This is a genomic window from Streptococcus mitis (assembly GCF_003943905.1).
Lineage (GTDB): Bacteria > Bacillota > Bacilli > Lactobacillales > Streptococcaceae > Streptococcus > Streptococcus mitis_BC.
Genome location: NZ_RJNS01000001.1, coordinates 280,441 through 298,206 on the forward strand (window position 1 = coordinate 280,441; position 17,766 = coordinate 298,206).

The 17,766-nt window shown below is 38.5% G+C and carries 19 protein-coding genes; 1 reads left to right on the top strand and 18 read right to left on the bottom strand.

Annotated elements, in window-relative coordinates; all coding sequences use genetic code 11:
• Positions 1 to 129: 129 nt before the first annotated feature.
• Complete coding sequence (locus D8854_RS01445) at positions 130 to 1,146, bottom strand: hypothetical protein (RefSeq protein WP_084975328.1); 1,017 nt, start codon at positions 1,144 to 1,146, stop codon at positions 130 to 132.
• Positions 1,147 to 1,398: 252 nt separating this feature from the next.
• Here D8854_RS01445 and D8854_RS01450 point away from each other — a divergent pair, with 252 nt between their 5' ends.
• Complete coding sequence (locus D8854_RS01450; protein WP_125449126.1) at positions 1,399 to 2,418, top strand: hypothetical protein; 1,020 nt, start codon at positions 1,399 to 1,401, stop codon at positions 2,416 to 2,418.
• Positions 2,419 to 2,470: 52 nt separating this feature from the next.
• Here the strand turns inward: D8854_RS01450 and D8854_RS01455 are convergent, their stop codons facing one another.
• From D8854_RS01455 to prfA, 17 genes are all read right to left on the bottom strand, one after another.
• Complete coding sequence (locus D8854_RS01455) at positions 2,471 to 2,782, bottom strand: hypothetical protein (protein WP_084975324.1); 312 nt, start codon at positions 2,780 to 2,782, stop codon at positions 2,471 to 2,473.
• A gap of 119 nt (positions 2,783 to 2,901) precedes the next feature.
• Complete coding sequence (locus D8854_RS01460) at positions 2,902 to 4,644, bottom strand: glycoside hydrolase family 13 protein (protein ID WP_125449128.1); 1,743 nt, start codon at positions 4,642 to 4,644, stop codon at positions 2,902 to 2,904.
• Positions 4,645 to 4,820: 176 nt separating this feature from the next.
• The gene (locus D8854_RS01465) at positions 4,821 to 5,312 is read right to left on the bottom strand and encodes a phosphoribosylanthranilate isomerase (protein ID WP_125449130.1); all 492 of its coding nucleotides are present in this window, start codon (positions 5,310 to 5,312) and stop codon (positions 4,821 to 4,823) included.
• 63 nt (positions 5,313 to 5,375) lie between these two features.
• Entirely contained in the window at positions 5,376 to 6,257 is an 882-nt protein-coding gene (locus D8854_RS01470) for a diacylglycerol/lipid kinase family protein (protein ID WP_000710093.1), read from the bottom strand.
• 234 nt (positions 6,258 to 6,491) lie between these two features.
• Positions 6,492 to 7,430 carry a hypothetical protein gene (locus tag D8854_RS09885; RefSeq protein WP_260469215.1) on the bottom strand — a complete coding sequence of 313 codons (939 nt, stop codon included), beginning with the start codon at positions 7,428 to 7,430 and terminating at the stop codon, positions 6,492 to 6,494.
• Between the two features lie 281 nt (positions 7,431 to 7,711).
• Positions 7,712 to 8,338, bottom strand: coding sequence for an SAP domain-containing protein (locus D8854_RS01480; RefSeq protein WP_125449132.1), 627 nt, complete (start codon positions 8,336 to 8,338; stop codon positions 7,712 to 7,714).
• Between the two features lie 104 nt (positions 8,339 to 8,442).
• On the bottom strand, positions 8,443 to 8,571 hold the full coding sequence (locus tag D8854_RS01485; protein ID WP_096407254.1) for an ADP-ribosylglycohydrolase: 129 nt from the start codon (positions 8,569 to 8,571) through the stop codon (positions 8,443 to 8,445).
• An 11-nt stretch (positions 8,572 to 8,582) separates the two neighbouring features.
• A complete protein-coding gene (locus D8854_RS01490) occupies positions 8,583 to 9,389 on the bottom strand; it encodes an alpha/beta fold hydrolase (RefSeq protein WP_125449134.1) in 807 nt (268 codons plus the stop codon).
• Positions 9,390 to 9,433: 44 nt separating this feature from the next.
• Positions 9,434 to 10,792, bottom strand: a complete 1,359-nt coding sequence (rlmD, locus tag D8854_RS01495) for a 23S rRNA (uracil(1939)-C(5))-methyltransferase RlmD (RefSeq protein ID WP_125449136.1) — start codon at positions 10,790 to 10,792, stop codon at positions 9,434 to 9,436.
• Positions 10,793 to 10,865: 73 nt separating this feature from the next.
• Complete coding sequence (locus D8854_RS01500) at positions 10,866 to 11,840, bottom strand: DUF1002 domain-containing protein (protein ID WP_125449138.1); 975 nt, start codon at positions 11,838 to 11,840, stop codon at positions 10,866 to 10,868.
• An 86-nt stretch (positions 11,841 to 11,926) separates the two neighbouring features.
• Positions 11,927 to 12,529, bottom strand: coding sequence for a lysozyme family protein (locus tag D8854_RS01505; protein WP_084927270.1), 603 nt, complete (start codon positions 12,527 to 12,529; stop codon positions 11,927 to 11,929).
• Entirely contained in the window at positions 12,529 to 13,503 is a 975-nt protein-coding gene (locus D8854_RS01510) for a nucleoid-associated protein (protein ID WP_125449140.1), read from the bottom strand. Before D8854_RS01510 ends, D8854_RS01505 begins: the two co-directional genes overlap by 1 nt.
• Positions 13,504 to 13,510: 7 nt before the next feature.
• Positions 13,511 to 14,767, bottom strand: coding sequence for a serine hydroxymethyltransferase (gene glyA / locus D8854_RS01515; protein WP_125449142.1), 1,257 nt, complete (start codon positions 14,765 to 14,767; stop codon positions 13,511 to 13,513).
• A 54-nt stretch (positions 14,768 to 14,821) separates the two neighbouring features.
• Positions 14,822 to 15,253: a GNAT family N-acetyltransferase gene (locus D8854_RS01520; RefSeq protein WP_125449144.1), complete on the bottom strand. Its 432-nt coding sequence runs from the start codon at positions 15,251 to 15,253 to the stop codon at positions 14,822 to 14,824.
• A 1-nt stretch (position 15,254) separates the two neighbouring features.
• Complete coding sequence (locus D8854_RS01525; RefSeq protein ID WP_125449146.1) at positions 15,255 to 15,857, bottom strand: L-threonylcarbamoyladenylate synthase; 603 nt, start codon at positions 15,855 to 15,857, stop codon at positions 15,255 to 15,257.
• Complete coding sequence (gene prmC / locus D8854_RS01530) at positions 15,841 to 16,686, bottom strand: peptide chain release factor N(5)-glutamine methyltransferase (RefSeq protein WP_125449148.1); 846 nt, start codon at positions 16,684 to 16,686, stop codon at positions 15,841 to 15,843. Before prmC ends, D8854_RS01525 begins: the two co-directional genes overlap by 17 nt.
• Positions 16,686 to 17,765, bottom strand: coding sequence for a peptide chain release factor 1 (gene prfA / locus D8854_RS01535; RefSeq protein ID WP_001028815.1), 1,080 nt, complete (start codon positions 17,763 to 17,765; stop codon positions 16,686 to 16,688). Before prfA ends, prmC begins: the two co-directional genes overlap by 1 nt.
• Position 17,766: the final 1 nt, after the last annotated feature.

Below are 17,766 nucleotides of genomic sequence, written 5' to 3' on the forward strand. Positions count from 1 at the left end.
TTGTTCGCAAAATGGTATTTAACGATAAAAAGAAATCGTTTTAAATTGAAATCAAAAAACAAAAACAGGAACTAAATCGATTAGTTCCTTTGTTGAATCGTAAGTATAGTCAGTTATTCAAAATCTTATCTACTTATCTCGTGCTACTTGAACAGCTAGTTCAAAATCAGTCATCATATAATTTTCATCTAGGCGGATGAGACCATAGTACTCATTCCAAAATATCGAATCACTGTTGCTGGACCACTTTAATCCATACCATAGTTGAGTGACATCACTTGTATTTGATGGTGGAATTGACCATAGATGCTTCTTGAAAGTTTCTTGAACAAGAGAAACATCCAGTCGTGTAGTCAAGTCAAGTTCATTTAATTTGAAAGTAATAGAATGTTTTTTCGCTGCCTCAATACTGTCCTTGTTAAATCGAACCTGAATAACCTTAGAATCTTCTATAGCCACATCATGGTCCTCAGCACCGTAAAAGGAAATACTGCCCAGTACTATGCCATCTTTTGCTAGGAGATAGGGAGAGTAAGGAACAGCATTGCTATCAAGCTTGAAGCCTTTTTCGATTGTAACTGTTTTATCTCCAGGATACTTTTGGAAACTGTTACTTGTCAGGAGGTCTTCATAGTCGCTACCACCATCGCCCTGTCTCACATAGATGTCAAATCCAGCGTCCATCAGCTCACTGGATTTAGTTTCAGCTAAAATGATTTTACTTTCATTAATTTGTAAAATCGGTGCTTGAGGTGGCAAACCAATCGTGAGATTAAACATGACTCCTACTAGAAAGACAAGGAAGGTTATAAGGAGGGCAAGCATAGACTTCCCAGTTCGTTTTCTTGCATTGAAAAGGGCCATTAGAGCAGGTAGGAGGATCATTTTGGCTAAAATAGAATTCCCCACACCGCCTCTATTTAAGGTCTGAAAGGCAAAGATCCCTGCGATGACAATCAGTGTCAGGTAGATCAAAATCTCGCCTAGACCCAGTTTTTCTGTTCGAGTTTGTTGATTTACAGGAGTTTCGTACAATGACTGTCCATTCTCTTTCCTATTTTTTAGAAAAAGATAGAAGCCCAGACCTAGCAGCAGATTAAAGATTGCAAAAGCTATTAAAGTACCTATAATCACCGTTCTACCCATGGCTCTCTACTCCTTTATGTTCTATCTCAAATCTTTTCTTTCTCATTAAAAACAAATTCCCGAATAATAAAATGATTATTAAGAAAGGACTACCTTCTATCAGTACAATCGGTATAGCATAAATGGCAATCATTCCCATCTTTTTATCTTTAAGAATATTACTGATATTTCTAGCTCTGTTTCCCAAGAAAGTGCTATAATGGAGCTAATAAATTGTTCTGTATTCATTGGTGAAAAAAGGGGGATATAGCCATGTTCACTACTGTTGTTTTGATTTTTTATGCTCTTTTCTTTCTATCCTTATCCTTTACCTTTTATCTCTATATTAGACTTGTAGTTGCGGTTAAAAAAGGCAAAGACATTCCCAAATGGATTTATAAACTTGGTCATGCTGTTCAAGGAAGAATTCACGTTGACTATGAAGAAATCACTGATGCTAATGCCCTTAAAGAGATTCATTGGTTCTTGCTAATCTATTTAATCGTAAATCTACTCGTATTGGCTGGCTTCTACTATCATGGCAATAGCTTTCCTCAAGCCATTTATGAATGTTTGAAAAAACAATTTTTTATCGTACTTGTTAGTATGGTTTTAAAAAGTATCGGCAAATTGGTTGTACTAGCTATAAGAAAAAACTTTCGTAACAGTCATGTCTATGCATCAACCAACGCTTTTATCGGGACAGCTTTTTTAACGAGTTATGTTTTTATGTTTTGCATCATGATGAGTGGTCTTCCAGCTCAATCTGTTCCAGTCACCATTCAAAATACCACAGTCATTATCGGAGAGACCAAGGCTTCCGAGTTTTTAGAGCAAGGTTTCACCTTCGAAGATAAAGGTGCAAATAGTCCTATCACCAATCCAAAAAACGACCATTTCTACTACGGCCAGCTTCTCGAAATCAAACGTGAAGATCAGTCCTATGGTTTTATGACCCTTACTCCTACTGGCAAAGATACTGATCAACTCAAAAACTGTGTCATTACCTACTATAGAACGCCTAAGGATGCCCATCAATTGCAGGGAATTTCTATCAATCATGTCAGTTTAGCAAATCTCAAGCTCCAAGATTTTCAAACAAGAAAATTAATCGATATCTTTGAAGTCAATCCTGCTGATTACAATGTCGCTGAGACTGACTCAAACTACATCCTAACCATTCAAACGGCAGATTACGACCTCTGGAAAAGATACAGGATTGAAGCCAAGTTCAATTCAGATGGTTACATAGATAGTTATGGTGTTAGAGCTCAACACAGTATGTGGGAATAAGATAGTATCATTTCAATACGAGCAAGTATAAGATTAAGTAAATGATTAAAAACTACTTAATCTTATGCTTATTCATTTTTTCTTGGAAAATATCTGTCAGAATTTGGCGCAATTCTTGAGCTTCCTTTTCAGGAAGTTGCCCTTCTTGTTCAGCTACAGCATACAACTCTGGATACTCAAGTGAAATTCTCTTGACTGTACGTGTAATAGCATGTTTTCTAACAAAAAATGGAATCCGTTTAATCATATCTTGAGGAATTAAGGCGATAATCTTATCGGCTGTTTCCTTGTCGTTCAGTTTAGAAAAAGTGAGTCCCTTTTTAATCATTTCTTGTTCTTTTTCTGTAAAATCTTGTAATTCCATCTGATTAATCCTCCTATTCTCTCTAAGTTAAATTATATATCAGGTGTAGCAAGACACCAAATAGTCTGTTTGTAAAATGCGTTCTATACTAGAATTTTCCTGTCACTCTTAATCTCTCCTTAGTAAAAAATCACGAAACCTTTAGGCAATATCACCAGTTGCTGGTCCAATTCTTGGCAATGACTTGCTAACGCTACAGCATCAATATCTACAAGATAGTTTTCAGCTGATTGGTTAAAAATAGCTTGGATTTTTTGTCCATCATAATGCCATTCTAGAGATAGCACGTCAGGCTTGATTTCTTCTAGAATATATTTCCCATGCTGGATAATGCCTGAAGTATCCTTGCGAAGCTGAATTAATTTCTTCATAAAGTTAAGCATGTCATTACTGTCGGAAACACGTTCCCAAGGCATGACACGACGACAATCTGGGTCTGGCCCTCCGTCTAATTCTAGCTCGGTTCCATAGTAGAAACACGGTGTCCCCCTTTGTAAAAAGAGGCAGGCTAGGGCAGACTTAACCAGTTGGACATCTCCCTTGGCAGTAGCCAAAATGCGCTCTGTATCATGCGAATCCAAGAGATTGAACATCACTTCCGAAATTTGCTGTCTATAGTACATAGACTGGCTATTGATCTCATCGATAAATTGATGGGACTTCTTGACCCCACGCAAGAAATAATCCTTGATACTGTCAGAGAGAGGATAGTTCATGACCGCGTGGAATTCATCGCCATTTAGCCAAGGCTGAGAAGTGTGCCAGACCTCTCCAAGAATATAAAGGTCAGGTTTTTTAGCCAAGACAGCCTTACGGAAATCTCTCCAAAATTGGTGATCGACTTCATTGGCCACATCCAGGCGCCAAGCATCGATATCAAATTCTTCAATCCAGTAGGTCGCAACACTCAACAAATAGTCTCTCACTTGAGGATTTGCCGTATTGAGCTTAGGCATATAGCTCTCAAAGGCAAAGGTGTGGTAGGATAGTTCTCTTTTATTAACAAGATTTTCTTTAACGACTGGAAAGTCTTGAATATGAAACCAGTCTTTATAAATAGAATCTTCACCATGTTTGAGAACATCCTGCCACTGTGGAGATTGGTCTCCGATATGGTTGAAAACAGCGTCCAGCATGATTTTCATGCCTCTCTGATGGGCTTGATCCACCAGTTGACGGAAGGTTTCCTTGTCTCCAAAATGACGGTCAATTTCAAAATAATCCGTCGTATTGTACTTGTGATTACTTGGAGATTCAAAGATGGGACAAAGATAAAGCCCAGTAATTCCTAAGTCTTGTAAGTAATCCAGATGATCAATGATGCCTTGTAAATCACCACCAAAGAAATCGCTCGTCTTTGGTTTGATAGAGGAATCCCAAGTTAGAGCTCCTTCTGGTGAAATCTTAGGATTGCCATTAGCAAAGCGTTCAGGAAAAATCTGGTACCATACCGTCTCTGCTACCCAGTCAGGAACATGGCAAGCATCAATCTCATGGATATACGGTATTTTAAAACCATTTCCTTCATAATGAAGATTTTCAAGCGTGTTTGGAACACACCCCTTATCGCCGTATAAGATTCTCCGACCTTGCTTATCCTTGAGTTCAAAGAGATACTGGAGTCGTGCATAGCCAACTGTAACCTCCACTTGCCAGTAATCAAACAAAGCATCGGAGGTAAGTTTCCTCATCTCCTTAATTGCTTCATAACGATCCTCTATAAAGATAAAAGGATCACCATAATGTAAGTTGATGCTTTCGATATCATCTTTCTTGGTCCGGATACGGATGTGCATTGTCTTATTTTTATAAAGATAAGCATACTCCGACTCTGGTCTATGGTAAATAGCTGTTAATTCCACTGTATTTGTCTCCTGATTTACTTTCATTCATCTGCGACGCAAACGTTTTCATAATCATAACTCCAGTATACTACTTTAAAATTTTATTTGCAAGGCTCGTTTGTATTTTCCAATAGTTTGTTTATGAAAATAAAAAAGCAGTAAATATCACAACTTACTACTTTTTAAATGATGATTTACAAATGTCTTTCCAGCCATTCAATCTTCTTAAAATCTTTATTGCTATTTTGATTGTTTCGATAGGAGTCTTGAGAAGAAACTTTGTAAATACTTAGATACTGTTCCAGACTTGGAACACGAAAAGTGATGTTCTCAAGATGAATCAGCTCTATATCCGATTCCGAAACTCCTGCAAAATCAGGTAAAGAATCGATACTTCCGAATTCAACACTCACACCATCCTTTTGGAATTCATGCTCATGAATATCTATTAAGGCATAGCCTAAGTGTTTCATCACTTTCATTATCTTGTCCCACTCATAAATTCTGAGATGATCAGGTGCTTCCCAACCTCTAGGATCACCAGGCACATGAATGTCAATGTCAGACGGCCCCCATTCTTCATTTGATCGGTATTCAAACCCCAAAGACCCCATGAGCGTCGGAGTGATTCCGACTTGGTTTAAATGTGAACAAATGGTTTTAAATTCTTCAAATAGAGAATTCATTCCTCCTCCAATCTTTGATATAAAACTTTATTTCTCAGTGAAAGACAAACTTGTTTCTATCTTCTACTCTTTCGGTTGTGAAAAAACTTCAATATGCTGGCCCAGTACCTTAATCTCTACAGGTAGGTTATCCGACTTATCGCCATCAACATCTGACTCCAACTCACTATCTGAAGAGATTTTAATAGTACGAGCTCTGATATACTCAATATTATCATTGCCGACAACATCGCCTTTTAGTAAATCAGGAATGACGGATAATTTAGAGAATAGAGAAGCATCTTTTAGAATCAAAATATTGGCATAGCCGTCTTTGTTTTCTTCAAAGATTTTCTTATCAGCGAAGTAATTTGTCAAGAGAACCAAAACATGACTCGCTTCACCATCATAATTTCCATTTTCTGTCTCAACCTTAATGTTAAAGACCTGATCCGTCATCACAGACTTCATGGTATTTACAGCATAGGCTAATATACCGAATTTTGTCTTGTCCTCGATCTCCACATTGTGAATCGCCTCAGGCAGAGAACCGATACTAAAGATATAACCAAAATAGTTATCATTTGCTTTACCGATATCAATCTTGTTGGTTAAGTTAAAATCAAGTTCATCAATCGCACCATCGATGTCTTGATTGATTTCCAACAGTTTCGTAATGAGGTTACCTGTACCGCCTGGGATAATCCCTAACTTAGGAATGTAGTCTCTCTCAGCAATACCCGAAATGACTTCATTGACAGTCCCGTCTCCACCGAAAACAACCACTGCATCGTACTGCTCACGAGAGGCTTCCTCAGCAAAGTGTGTTGCATCCAGCGCTTTTTCAGTAATTTTGGTTTCCACGTGCTCAAAATAATCCTTGGCCTTATTCTCCAGCTTGACCTTATAATCCAAAGCCTTTTCCCCACCAGAGGTAGGGTTTATAATTAACATTGCTTTTTTCATTGATAATACTCCTTAATTTTTAAATAGAAATGTTAGTGTAACTACATCAGTCATTACATATAATGCTATTATATAATGAAACCTCAAAAAAAAGAACTTTGACGTACTGGAGATTGATTTATAAAAACATAGACAAAGAGTTTACTAAGAATTTCAAGCAAATAAAACATAGGGTAAATAAAGATTAGCAGATAATATCAGACGAATAGCTCCAAAATATTGTCAGTTACCTATCTAAAATAAAGAAATCATTTTATTAATCTGTCCACCATTAAATCCAGCTTGCGCGAAAATTTCTTTAAAAATTTCTTTTACCTCGTCCTCCTCTTCTTTCTTCCAATCCCCATGAAATTTATTTTCAATTCGGTAACTTCTTTGAATAATTACTTTTACATGATTGATTAAAAATTCTTTTGCTAATTTATGTTCATTTTCTTGAAGGATATCTAAATTACTTTTTTTTAATGAATAAATGTTATCCCCATTAGAATATGAAATAATATTTTTTATGATTAAACTATCCTTGTCAAAACAATCTTCAAAATAGAAATCAGTGATGAATTTGTTTAGATCTTCACCCCAGTTTTCTTTAATCCAATCTCTCCAGTTTTGATGTGGCCCAGCTTTAAGACAATTAATTATTGTATCCATTTTTAGAAGCCAGTTATCTCCTCCATATCGTCCTGATCTAAAATTCCCAACTGTAGGCATCATATTTCCACACCAATAGTAAACAATAGCAAAAGCTTTAAAATAAGGTTCTAAACCATGTGGTATTTCTAAATCACCTTTTAATATCCCATATTTTATTTCTTTACCACCTTTCAAGCTAGGTTCAACATTGGTAATTTTTTTATACGGAACAGTGATTGAAGTAAGGATGTCACCCGTAAGTGCAATACCTTTCGATTTATTGACAAGCAAATGAGCTCCCTTATATCCTGATTTTGATTTTTCTTTATATGCTTCAATCTCATCATAATTTTTATCATTCCTTAAATCATTATAATGATTAACTGAGTTTTGAAACTTAATAACCTCCCAATCATCTTCCTCATAAAAAGGATACTTCTTATAAAAATCCATTGCCTTTTTACGTACTTCAAATTCACAATTGACATTATCACTATCTGTAATATCTACTTTATTAATAAACTCATTTACTTGTATCATAAAATATCCTCCATATTTTTTAATTATATAAATCCGTTTAAAAAGATAAATAGATGTGTGTAAATTTACACTAGATCACTATTTACTCCGTCTTCAGAAAAAATATCCTTGACTTGCTCAAAATTGCTTAAAATGATTGTCGCTTACTTTAAACTTAGATACTGTTGTAATTCAGCTAAGCAAACAGCAATCAAATCAAAAGGTTTTAAATCCTCTAAATTATAAAACAAGACATGTATAATAGCTTGTTAAAAATTNAGATTTTCAAAACAAAGGCACTTCTATTGAACTACCTTGCCATACTCTTTTATTTTATCAGCATATTTAGTCAAAAGATTCTTTGAATAAATTTTTTCATTTTGTGAATTTCTAACTTCTTTCCAAAGAATAGAAGCAACTTTTAACTTGTTTGAGTAGTTACGACTATTTTCGTCTGCACAGAAATTCTTTAGAAATTGGTTCCATTGACAAACCGAATGATCATACTTGGCATAATCTGAATTTCCATAATAAACTTTTAGCATATCTTGGATTGTAAAACTCAAATCATTTTCTCTTTTTACTTTTCTCCAAGCAGTCGCCATATCGGCAGTAAATTTAAAGGGCGAAACATCTGTTAAAGTTGAGAAATATTCTCTAAAGTGTGCATTAAAGGAGAATCCACATTCAAGCAAGGGTGTGTCCAAGGTAACGACTTCTACTCGTTTCTTATTCCTTTTTATTGATGATTTTTTAATCAAATTCCCCTTAAAGTAATGCTTAATAATATCATTAAGTTCCTGTTTTGTCCCTCTATATTCAAGCCCTAATGACTTGCATATCTGTGAAAGTTCATCACGATACCAGTAGTATTTATTAAATTCATCAAAGGATAAGATTTTTTCAAACTCAGGACTGCTTTCTATCAATATTTTACCTCCTTAAAATCAATTTAGGCTGTCATCACGAAATAATGGAATTTTAGTTTCTTTATTTTGAGGAATAGTTCCGTTTCTCTAACAAGCTCATACACTCAGCGGTTCGGACTTACCGTATCATCTGTGAAAAAACAATCCTCACGAAATAAAGGAAAATCCTTCGTTTTGATATTGTTCCATTCGTAAACTGAACCTACAATATCACCAATAATTGCTCCTAGCATAAGTTTCCTCTTTATAGCATATCAGATTCGTTACACATTTCTAATGAATCACTCTTTAAAAATGGCACCACCAAATCAATCCACTCATAAGGCAGGTAAGCTGATAAATAACCATGGTTATACCCCTTTTCTTCATACAAAATTGTATTTGAATGTAGCTGATGAAATAATTTCGCTGATTCTTTCACACAGTTCAATTCTTTTTCACCATAGATATACAGAACCTGAGCCTTGCTAGCAAAAATCATATCTTTCAGCTTGTAACATCCCATATAGTTTTTGTAAATTTTCACCAATGTTTTGACAGGCGTCCTTGGCAAATCTTCCAAATAATAAGCTTTTATTTCCTCTGGATAAGCCAGTTTAGGATAGAGTTTGTTCATCATGCTTAACTGAAGTTTGCAAGAGAATTTATTGAACATCAGTTTACCAAATAGAGACACTAGAAAGATGCTGATTTTAGCTAAACTTGGTTGAGGAATACAGAGGCTTCCATCTATGATGGCCTTCTCAGCAATTTCACTGTCTAAAGACAAAAGCTCCATGGCAATTTGACCACCAAGTGAAACACCACCGATCGCAAACAATTTCCCACCACAGTTTGCTTTGATATAGTCTAGAATCTCCAAAGCAGAATCTTCAGTAGAAACATAATCAAGTTGATATTCTTCACCGTGGCCATTCAAGGTGGGTAGAATGACACGATACTCCTCCGACAAGATCCGTGCTTGACGAAGATAATTCCACCAAGAACTGCCACCGCCATGTATCAGCAAGATAGAAGGCAAATTCTTATCACCAAATTCATGGAATTTCATATTTAAACTCCTTGCTGTAGGACTTTCACTAGCCACATCCTTATTTAATCAGTTTGACCAAGCAGTGATACCGCCTCGACATGATGCGTTTGAGGAAACAGATCCACCGGCTGGACTTTCTTCAATTCATAGCCCAGCTCTTGGTAGAGTTTGATATCACGCGCCATGGTTGCGACATTGCAGGAAATATAGGCGATGCGGTCTGCTCCCGTTTGAGCGCTTGCTTTGATAAAGCTCTCGGTCAAGCCCTTGCGTGGTGGGTCGACCAAGATGACAGTTGGTTGAATACCTTTCTCAAGCCAGTTCTTCATGGCATTTTCAGCTGTGTCACAGACATAGTGGGCATTTGTAATATTGTTTAATGCAGCATTCTTCTGGCTATTCTCTACTGCTTCTGGAATCACTTCAACACCGTAGACTTCTTTGACATGCTTTGCAACGGATAATCCAATCGTTCCAATTCCTGAGTAGGCATCAATAACCACGTCATCTGCTTTTAACTCCGCAAAGTCAATGGCTGTTTGATAGAGTTTCTCAGCCATTTGAGTATTGACCTGGTAGAAGGCAGGGCCAGCGATTTGGAAGTTATTGCCCAACATCTGATCCGTAATATAATCTTGACCATAAAGAGTCTTCCATTCCTTGCCAAAAATCGCATTGGTATTCTGGTCGTTGATATTTTGCATGACAGAGACAATCTCTGGGAACTGCTTGATTAGTTGTTCAATCAATTGGTCAACACGGAAAACTTTCGGACGAGTGGTTATCAAAATAACCATGATTTGTCCTGAATAGTGACCACGACGTACCACAAGATTCCGAATCAATCCAGACTGTTCCTTTTCGTCATAAGGTTTTAAATCAAAACGACGAAGCAGGTCTCGAAGAGCTACTACGACTTGGTCAATGACAGGATCCTGGATAAAGAAATCTTCGAGTGGCATGAGGTCATGCGAATTCTTACGGAAAAATCCTGTTTCCAAGACACCATTCACTCGACGAACGGGCACCTGCGCCTTGTTACGATACTTGACAGGATTTTCCATACCGAGTGTTTCAGCAACCTCTACATCTCTAATGCCAGCAATCTTGTAGAGACTGTCTTTGACTTGCTTGGTTTTAAACTTGAGCTGCTCTGGATAGACAAGATGCCCCAAATCAGCGATACCTGAACGCAGATAAGCCAAATCTAGGTCTTGGTTACGATGAGGTGACTGAACAAAATATTCTTCAACCTTCCCAAAGCCAATCTTTTTATTGACTCTGAGGACACGCATGAGGATTTTTTCAGTTGGTAGAGCATTTTCTACAAAGAAAACCAAACCTTCTATCTTGGCGACCCCAGCCCCTTCATGGGTCAAATCAACAATTTCAACTTCTACAATATCATTTTTCTTTAACATATTTTTCACTTTCTATCGACCGACAAAAAAGACGGCAACATTTCTGTTACCATCTATTATATCATGAAATGACCTAAGCACCAAAACTCTTGAAGAAGTTGACAATGGTTTGCCAAAGAGAACTCAAGAAGTTGCCCCCATCTTCTAGCGCTTTATTGGCATCAAAGTTGAGGTTGATATTTTTAAAGCTATCTCCAGCTTGAGAGACAATGCTTTCCTTGAGGTCATTGAGGGTTTTAGTGAAATCAGCATTGTTCAAGATATCACTCTTTGAGAGATTAAGTGCAAAATTAATGATGATATTGACCTGGTTTCCTGTTATAACCTGATCGAGTTTGTAATTTTTTAGTGTGTCTTCTACAATTTTGCGGACATCCTCTTCTGTCAGATTACCTTTGGATTCTTTTGCCTTTGCGATTCCTGCCTTGATATCTGCCAAAGCGACATTGAGTTTATTGGCATCGTAACCTGACTTGTCCTTGTTTTCAGCATTGATATCTGACAAGGCTTTTAGCTCCTCTTGGGCCAAGTCTTTATTGGCTTGTGGTACTTTAGCACCATTGGCCTCTAATGAGTAGTAAATCCCTGCTAGGGCGCTCTCTCCTGTAACTGGAATGGGGGCCGCAACTGTGATTTTGGCATGCTCAACTCCCAAGGTCACTGCTGCATTACGGTACATATCCTGCGTCACCTTGGTGATATTTTCAGGCGTTTCAATCTTGACCTCTAGAGGCGACTTATCACCTAGCTTTTGAATCTTAGCTGACGAATAGAGCTGTAGGCTAGCATCATTAGCCACATTCATGATTTTCGAATAGATATCAGGGGTCATAGTTTTGATATCTTTGGTATCTTTTGATGCGTCATAGCCAAGTTTGCTAAGAGTTTGATTTTTCTGGTCTTCGGATAGAGAAGAACCTAGGACATATTCAGGTTGTACATAGGTTTCATCGATTACTTTTTGAACATCGGTTGCTGCGTGGACACTCGTCATAGCTGTTGCTGCCCACAAAATTGCAGCGCTTGTTAGAAAGAATTTCTTTCTCATGGGATATTCCCTCCTTTACCTTTCTAGGGTAATAAAACAATCTTAAAGAAAGCTTATAGCAAAAAACACCTGGTAAAACCAGACGTTTAGAAGAAATTAAAGAATTTCATGATATAGAGATTAAAGCGTACCTGTCTCGAGTAGTAATAATTTCCACCATTTTCATAGAGTTCTGCACCATGAAAGATAGAAATCGGGTTGATATAGGTGTAGGTCTTCCCAGTCGTATTTCCAAGGATAGGAGCGACCGTTTCACGAGAATATTGTTTGGCCAAGGCGAGAGTGTTTTCCTTGCCATTTTGAGCGATAAAATCGATATAAGCAGGACCAAAATTATAGGCTTGCACAGCTGTCCAGACATCAACGCCCTTTTCCTGAGCTAGGTAGAGATTATCAGTCAATGCCTGAATCCCCTGACGAATGCTCGTCACATTGTCATTGATAGTATTTGTAGTACCGCTAGCAGACTCACTAGATTGCATGACATCTCCTTCTTTTCCTTTCGTTTCGGTATAAATCATGGCGAGCACAAGCTCTTCATTGGCTGGAGTATCTCTTTCACTGAGGACTTCTCGAACCATGGGTTGGTAGGTCATGACTTGCTTCACATCTTGGTGTATATGATAGACTTTATAGACAGCGAAAAGGAAGACTGCTAGCATTAGCACTCTTCGTAGTAATTTAAACATTATTTACTTTGAATATCCTCGATATTTTTGATTAAAATAGAATAGGTTCCATTGTCATTTTGGATAAATTCAACAGACTCCGCATCCTGATAAACATTATTGGGAACGATGAGCTCAATTCCATTTGACAAGGAAAGTTTTTGGTTTTCAAATTTCTTAAGCTGACGACTGACATCGATTTCATCAAACTGGACTGGTTCTGGTACAGCTTCTTTGACTTGGTCGATAAAGCTCAAACGAGCCGTCAGATTGTTATCAAAAAGGTCATTAGCCAATTTTTCAGGTGACAGTTCATTGCTTTCTTCGAGATTGTTAAAAATAGCTGATTTGACCTTGGATTGGAATTGAAAGTCATCTGTGTTAAAGGACTCAGCAATTCTCTGAGCTGTTTTTTCCAATTCCTTGATGGATTTCTTGGGAGAAATCTTAGGGGCGACGGCTAGGAGATTTTCTGAAAAATAATTCAAGAAAGTCCCATTGTACTTGATTCGTTTCTCGATGAGGTGGTACTTGCGACTTTGAAGATTGACGACCAAGGCCTCATCAGCTCCCGTTCCAAATCCAGGCAGGTTATTCTGAGTTAGCTTGATTGGGTTATCAACTTCTCCACCGAGATGGGTTAAGGTTTCCCGTAAGGCAATTCGCAAGAAAGCTAAATGCTCTACACCTTCTTTAGAAAACTGAACAAAAACCAAGTCATTGGTCTTGAGGTTTTCAGAAATGCTGAACTCCTCTTTCCAGAGATTAGCCAGTGTGACTGATGTCTCCAACAAATCATCCGTGATGTGATTGAAGAAGGGATTTTCTTCTTCGAAAATCCCAGTCTTGGCTTCATCTGAATACACATGTTCGATTTTTTTGCGCAAGTATTCTTCAATTTTTGGAGTGATATTGAGAAATTTATCCGCTAGGAACAACTCGGTATCATCCGGGCTGAACTGATGGATAATAGCTTTCTTAATATAAATGTCCATAAAAGTATTAGCCCTCGTATAGTGGGAAGGTATCTGTCAATGCTTTGACTTCACTTCTCACTTCTTCTAAAACAGCCTCATTTTCTGCATTCTTAAGGGTTTTAATGATGAGTTCAGCCACTTTGCGACTTTCTTCTTCACCAAATCCACGTGCAGTGATGGCTGCAGATCCGATACGAATCCCACTTGTCTTGAATGGTGACAAGGTTTCGTATGGAATTGAGTTTTTATTTAGGGTAATATTAACTTCATCCAGCAAGTTTTGAGCAACTTTTCCGTTTTCTACAACCTTAGTAACATCAACAAGGAAGAGGTGATTTTCAGTCCCTCCAGAAATTATACGGAAATCAGGGTCTCGCAAAAAGACTTCAACCATAGCCTTACTATTTTTGATAACATTAGCAGCATATTTCTTGAAGGCTGGATCTAAAACTTCTTTGAAGGAAACAGCCTTAGCAGCGACAACATGCTCCAAAGGACCACCTTGAATACCAGGGAAAATAGCTGAATTGATTTTCTTAGCTAGGTCTTCATCATTGGTCAAAATCAAACCACCACGTGGTCCACGAAGGGTTTTGTGGGTCGTTGTTGTGGTGATATGAGCGTATGGAACTGGACTCGGATGTAGACCAGCCGCAACTAAACCAGCGATATGGGCCATATCGACCATGAGCTTAGCCCCAACAGCATCAGCAATTTCACGGAATTTTGAAAAGTCGATAATTTGAGAATAGGCTGAAGCACCTGCTACGATTAGTTTTGGTTTGACTTCTTGGGCTTGTTTCAAGATAGCGTCAAAGTCCAAAAGTTCCGTTTCAGGATCCACACTATAAGAAAAAAAGTTGTAGGTTTGACCAGAGAAGCTGACAGGAGCTCCGTGGGTCAAGTGACCACCTGCTGCCAAATCCATTCCCATAACCGTATCTCCTGGCTCAATCAAGGCCATGTAAGCCGCGCAGTTGGCTTGGCTTCCTGAGTGTGGTTGGACATTGGCAAATTTAGCACCAAAAATTTCTTTTGCACGTTCAATAGCTAGAGTTTCTACCACGTCTACTACATCCGTTCCACCATAATAACGGCGTCCTGGGTAACCCTCGGCATATTTGTTTGTCAAGATAGACCCTTGAGCTGCCATAACAGCCTTGGAAACAACGTTTTCCGAAGCAATCAACTCAATGTTGTTTTGTTGGCGTTCTTCTTCTTTGGCAATAGCATTCCAGAGATCAGCATCGTATGCTTTAAAATCATCTTTGTCAAAAATCATAGGTCTTCTCCTTTATAGTGTGACTGGTCCTTCAGTTTGTTTTTACAAAACAAACTAAAAGATGCGAATAAACCGTTTCTGCATTTTATCACAAGTATAACCAACTTTTTCATAAAATGCATGAGCACCCAGACGGTGATCGGCAGAGTTTAAGCGGATAAACCCATAACCACGTCTTTTTGCTTCTTGATCCAACCCTTGCAGTAAGCATTTACCGATACCTTGCCCTTGAGCTTGAGGTGAAACTGCCAAGGCTAAGATATTAAATCCTGCTTTGGAATAAAGAGATTCATAAACCTCAGCGTGGACATATCCAAGTAAGGCATGACTTGCTGCATCCTCATAGCCAAGTAGGAAATGATGTGAATCCTGAGATAGTCTAGTTAATTGACTAGCCGTCTCGTCTGGACTAAAAGAATAGCCCAAGACTTCTTGGTTGATCTCACATATAGCTTTCACATCTGTTTCTTGCAAATCTCTTAGCATCTCATTTCTCCTCAAAAGAAATCTCTGGCAACCGAGCAAGAATATCTTCACGCTTAATGGCTCCTTGGCGTAAGATTTTCACCTTGTCTCCAGACAGATCCAAAATGGTCGAATCCTGTCCAGTTAAAAAAGCATCGTCTTCCAGACCCAAAACATCTTGGTCAAAATCTTTCAGAATTTCCTGAAAGATTACTCCACTTTCCTGACCTGAAATATTGGCAGATGGCCCAATCAAGGGACCAGTCTCTCGAATCAAATCCAGCGTAATAGGGTGATTCGGCATCCGAAATCCAACAGTTACAAGACCAGAATTGACCCAATATGGAACTCTGTCGTTTGCTTCTAGGATAATGGTCAAGGGACCTGGTAAAAAAGTCTCTACAAGTTTTTGTAGATAAGCTGGCTGATTCTTTGAAAAGTACAAGATGTCCTCTAGAGAGGCAACATTGAGATTAAGCGCCTTGTCTCTAGGACGACGTTTGAGTTGGTAAACATGGTCGACAGCTTTTTCATCTAAGGCCTTAGCAAAAAGACCGTAAACTGTCTCTGTAGGCAGAACAACAGCTCCACCCTTTTCCAACTCTTGCCTAATCCTGTCCATCATCAGCTACAACCATCCTATCTTGACCAAATTGGTCCTTGAGTGTTCGTACTCGTTTTTCAGGAAGATGTTTCCTAAAAAGCGCAGGAACACTTTGACCTTGCTTGTATCCAATTTCAAGGTAAATCTTACCACCATCTGTGAGATAGTCTTTTGCATCTTCCGCAATTCTGCGGTAAATAGCTAGGCCATCCTCATCTGCAAAGAGAGCTAGATGAGGCTCTGAATGCAAAACATTCAAATCGACCTCTGACTCATCTTCACGAGAGATATAGGGTGGATTGGATACAATTATATCATATTTTTCAGAAATTTCTGCAAAACAATCAGATTTTTTAAAAAATATCTGGAAATTCTGAACTTTAGCGTTTTCAGTTGCCAAATCTAGTGCATCCTGTGAAATATCAACTGCTGTCACTGACCAGTCTGGACGATTCTTTGCTAAAGCAAGGGCGATGGCACCACTTCCCGTGCCGATATCCAAGACCTTAAGATTTTCATCAGAATTTTCAGCCAGGATGAGCTCAACCAACTCCTCTGTCTCTGGACGAGGAATCAAAACCCGCTCATCTACTTTTAACTGCATTCCAAAAAATTCAGCATGACCGATAATATACTGGGCCGGTGTGTGGGCTGCTAACTGCTGGTAAATTTCTTCTATAAATAATTCTTCCTCTTTGGTTACTTCGGTTACTTCTTGCTGGAGGGCAAAGACGAAATCTGTAAAAGATAGATTTTTTAGGTTACGATAGACAAAAGAGAGGCTTTCTGCTTCCTCTCCTTGTCTTATCAACTCTTCTTCAAAATCTGAAAATAATTGAGCTAATTTCATTATTTGTTTAATTCTTCTAATTTTTGTGTTTGGTCATAGAGCACCAAGGCATCTACAACTTCATCCAATTTACCAGACAAAATGGTATCTAGTTTTTGGAGAGTCAAGCCGATACGGTGGTCTGTGACACGGTTTTGTGGGAAATTGTAAGTACGGATACGTTCTGAACGGTCACCAGTACCGATAGTAGACTTACGCTCAGCGTCTTGTTCATCCTGAGCAATCTGCGCAAAATGGTCAGCAACACGCGCACGGATGATTTTCATGGCCTTCTCACGGTTCTTCTGCTGGGTACGTTCTTCCTGCATTTCAACCTTGATATTGGTTGGCAAGTGAACGATACGAACGGCTGTCGCAACCTTATTGACGTTCTGTCCACCAGCACCAGATGCGTGATAGATATCAACACGAAGGTCTTTTGGATCAATATCGTATTCCACTTCTTCTACTTCAGGCATGACAAGGACAGTTGCAGTCGATGTATGAACACGACCTTGACTTTCTGTCACAGGAACACGTTGCACACGGTGGGCACCTGATTCATACTTGAGTTTAGAGTATACAGATTGACCAGAAACCATGGCTACGACTTCTTTGAAACCACCGACACCGTTCATAGAGGCTTCCATGACTTCAAAGCGCCAGCCTTGGGCTTCAGCATATTTTTGGTACATGGTTAGCAAATCTCCAGCGAAAAGTGCCGCTTCGTCACCACCCGCTGCTCCACGGATTTCAAGGATGATGTTCTTATCATCGTTTGGATCCTTTGGAAGGAGCAAGATTTTGAGTTTTTCTTCGTATTCTTCTTTTTCAGCCTTGGCATCTTTGAGTTCTTGCTTAGCCATTTCTTCCAAGTCCGCATCTCCGCCTGATTCCTTAATCATCTCTTCGGCGTCAACGATGTTTTGAAGGACTTGTTTGTACTCACGGTAGGCAGTTACCGTATCACGAGTAGAAGCCTCTTCTTTCGAAAGCTCCATGAAACGCTTGGTGTCTGAGACGACATCTGGGTCACTGAGCAATTCTCCTAGTTCTTCATATCGGTCTTCTACAGCTTGTAGTTGATCATAGATGTTCATT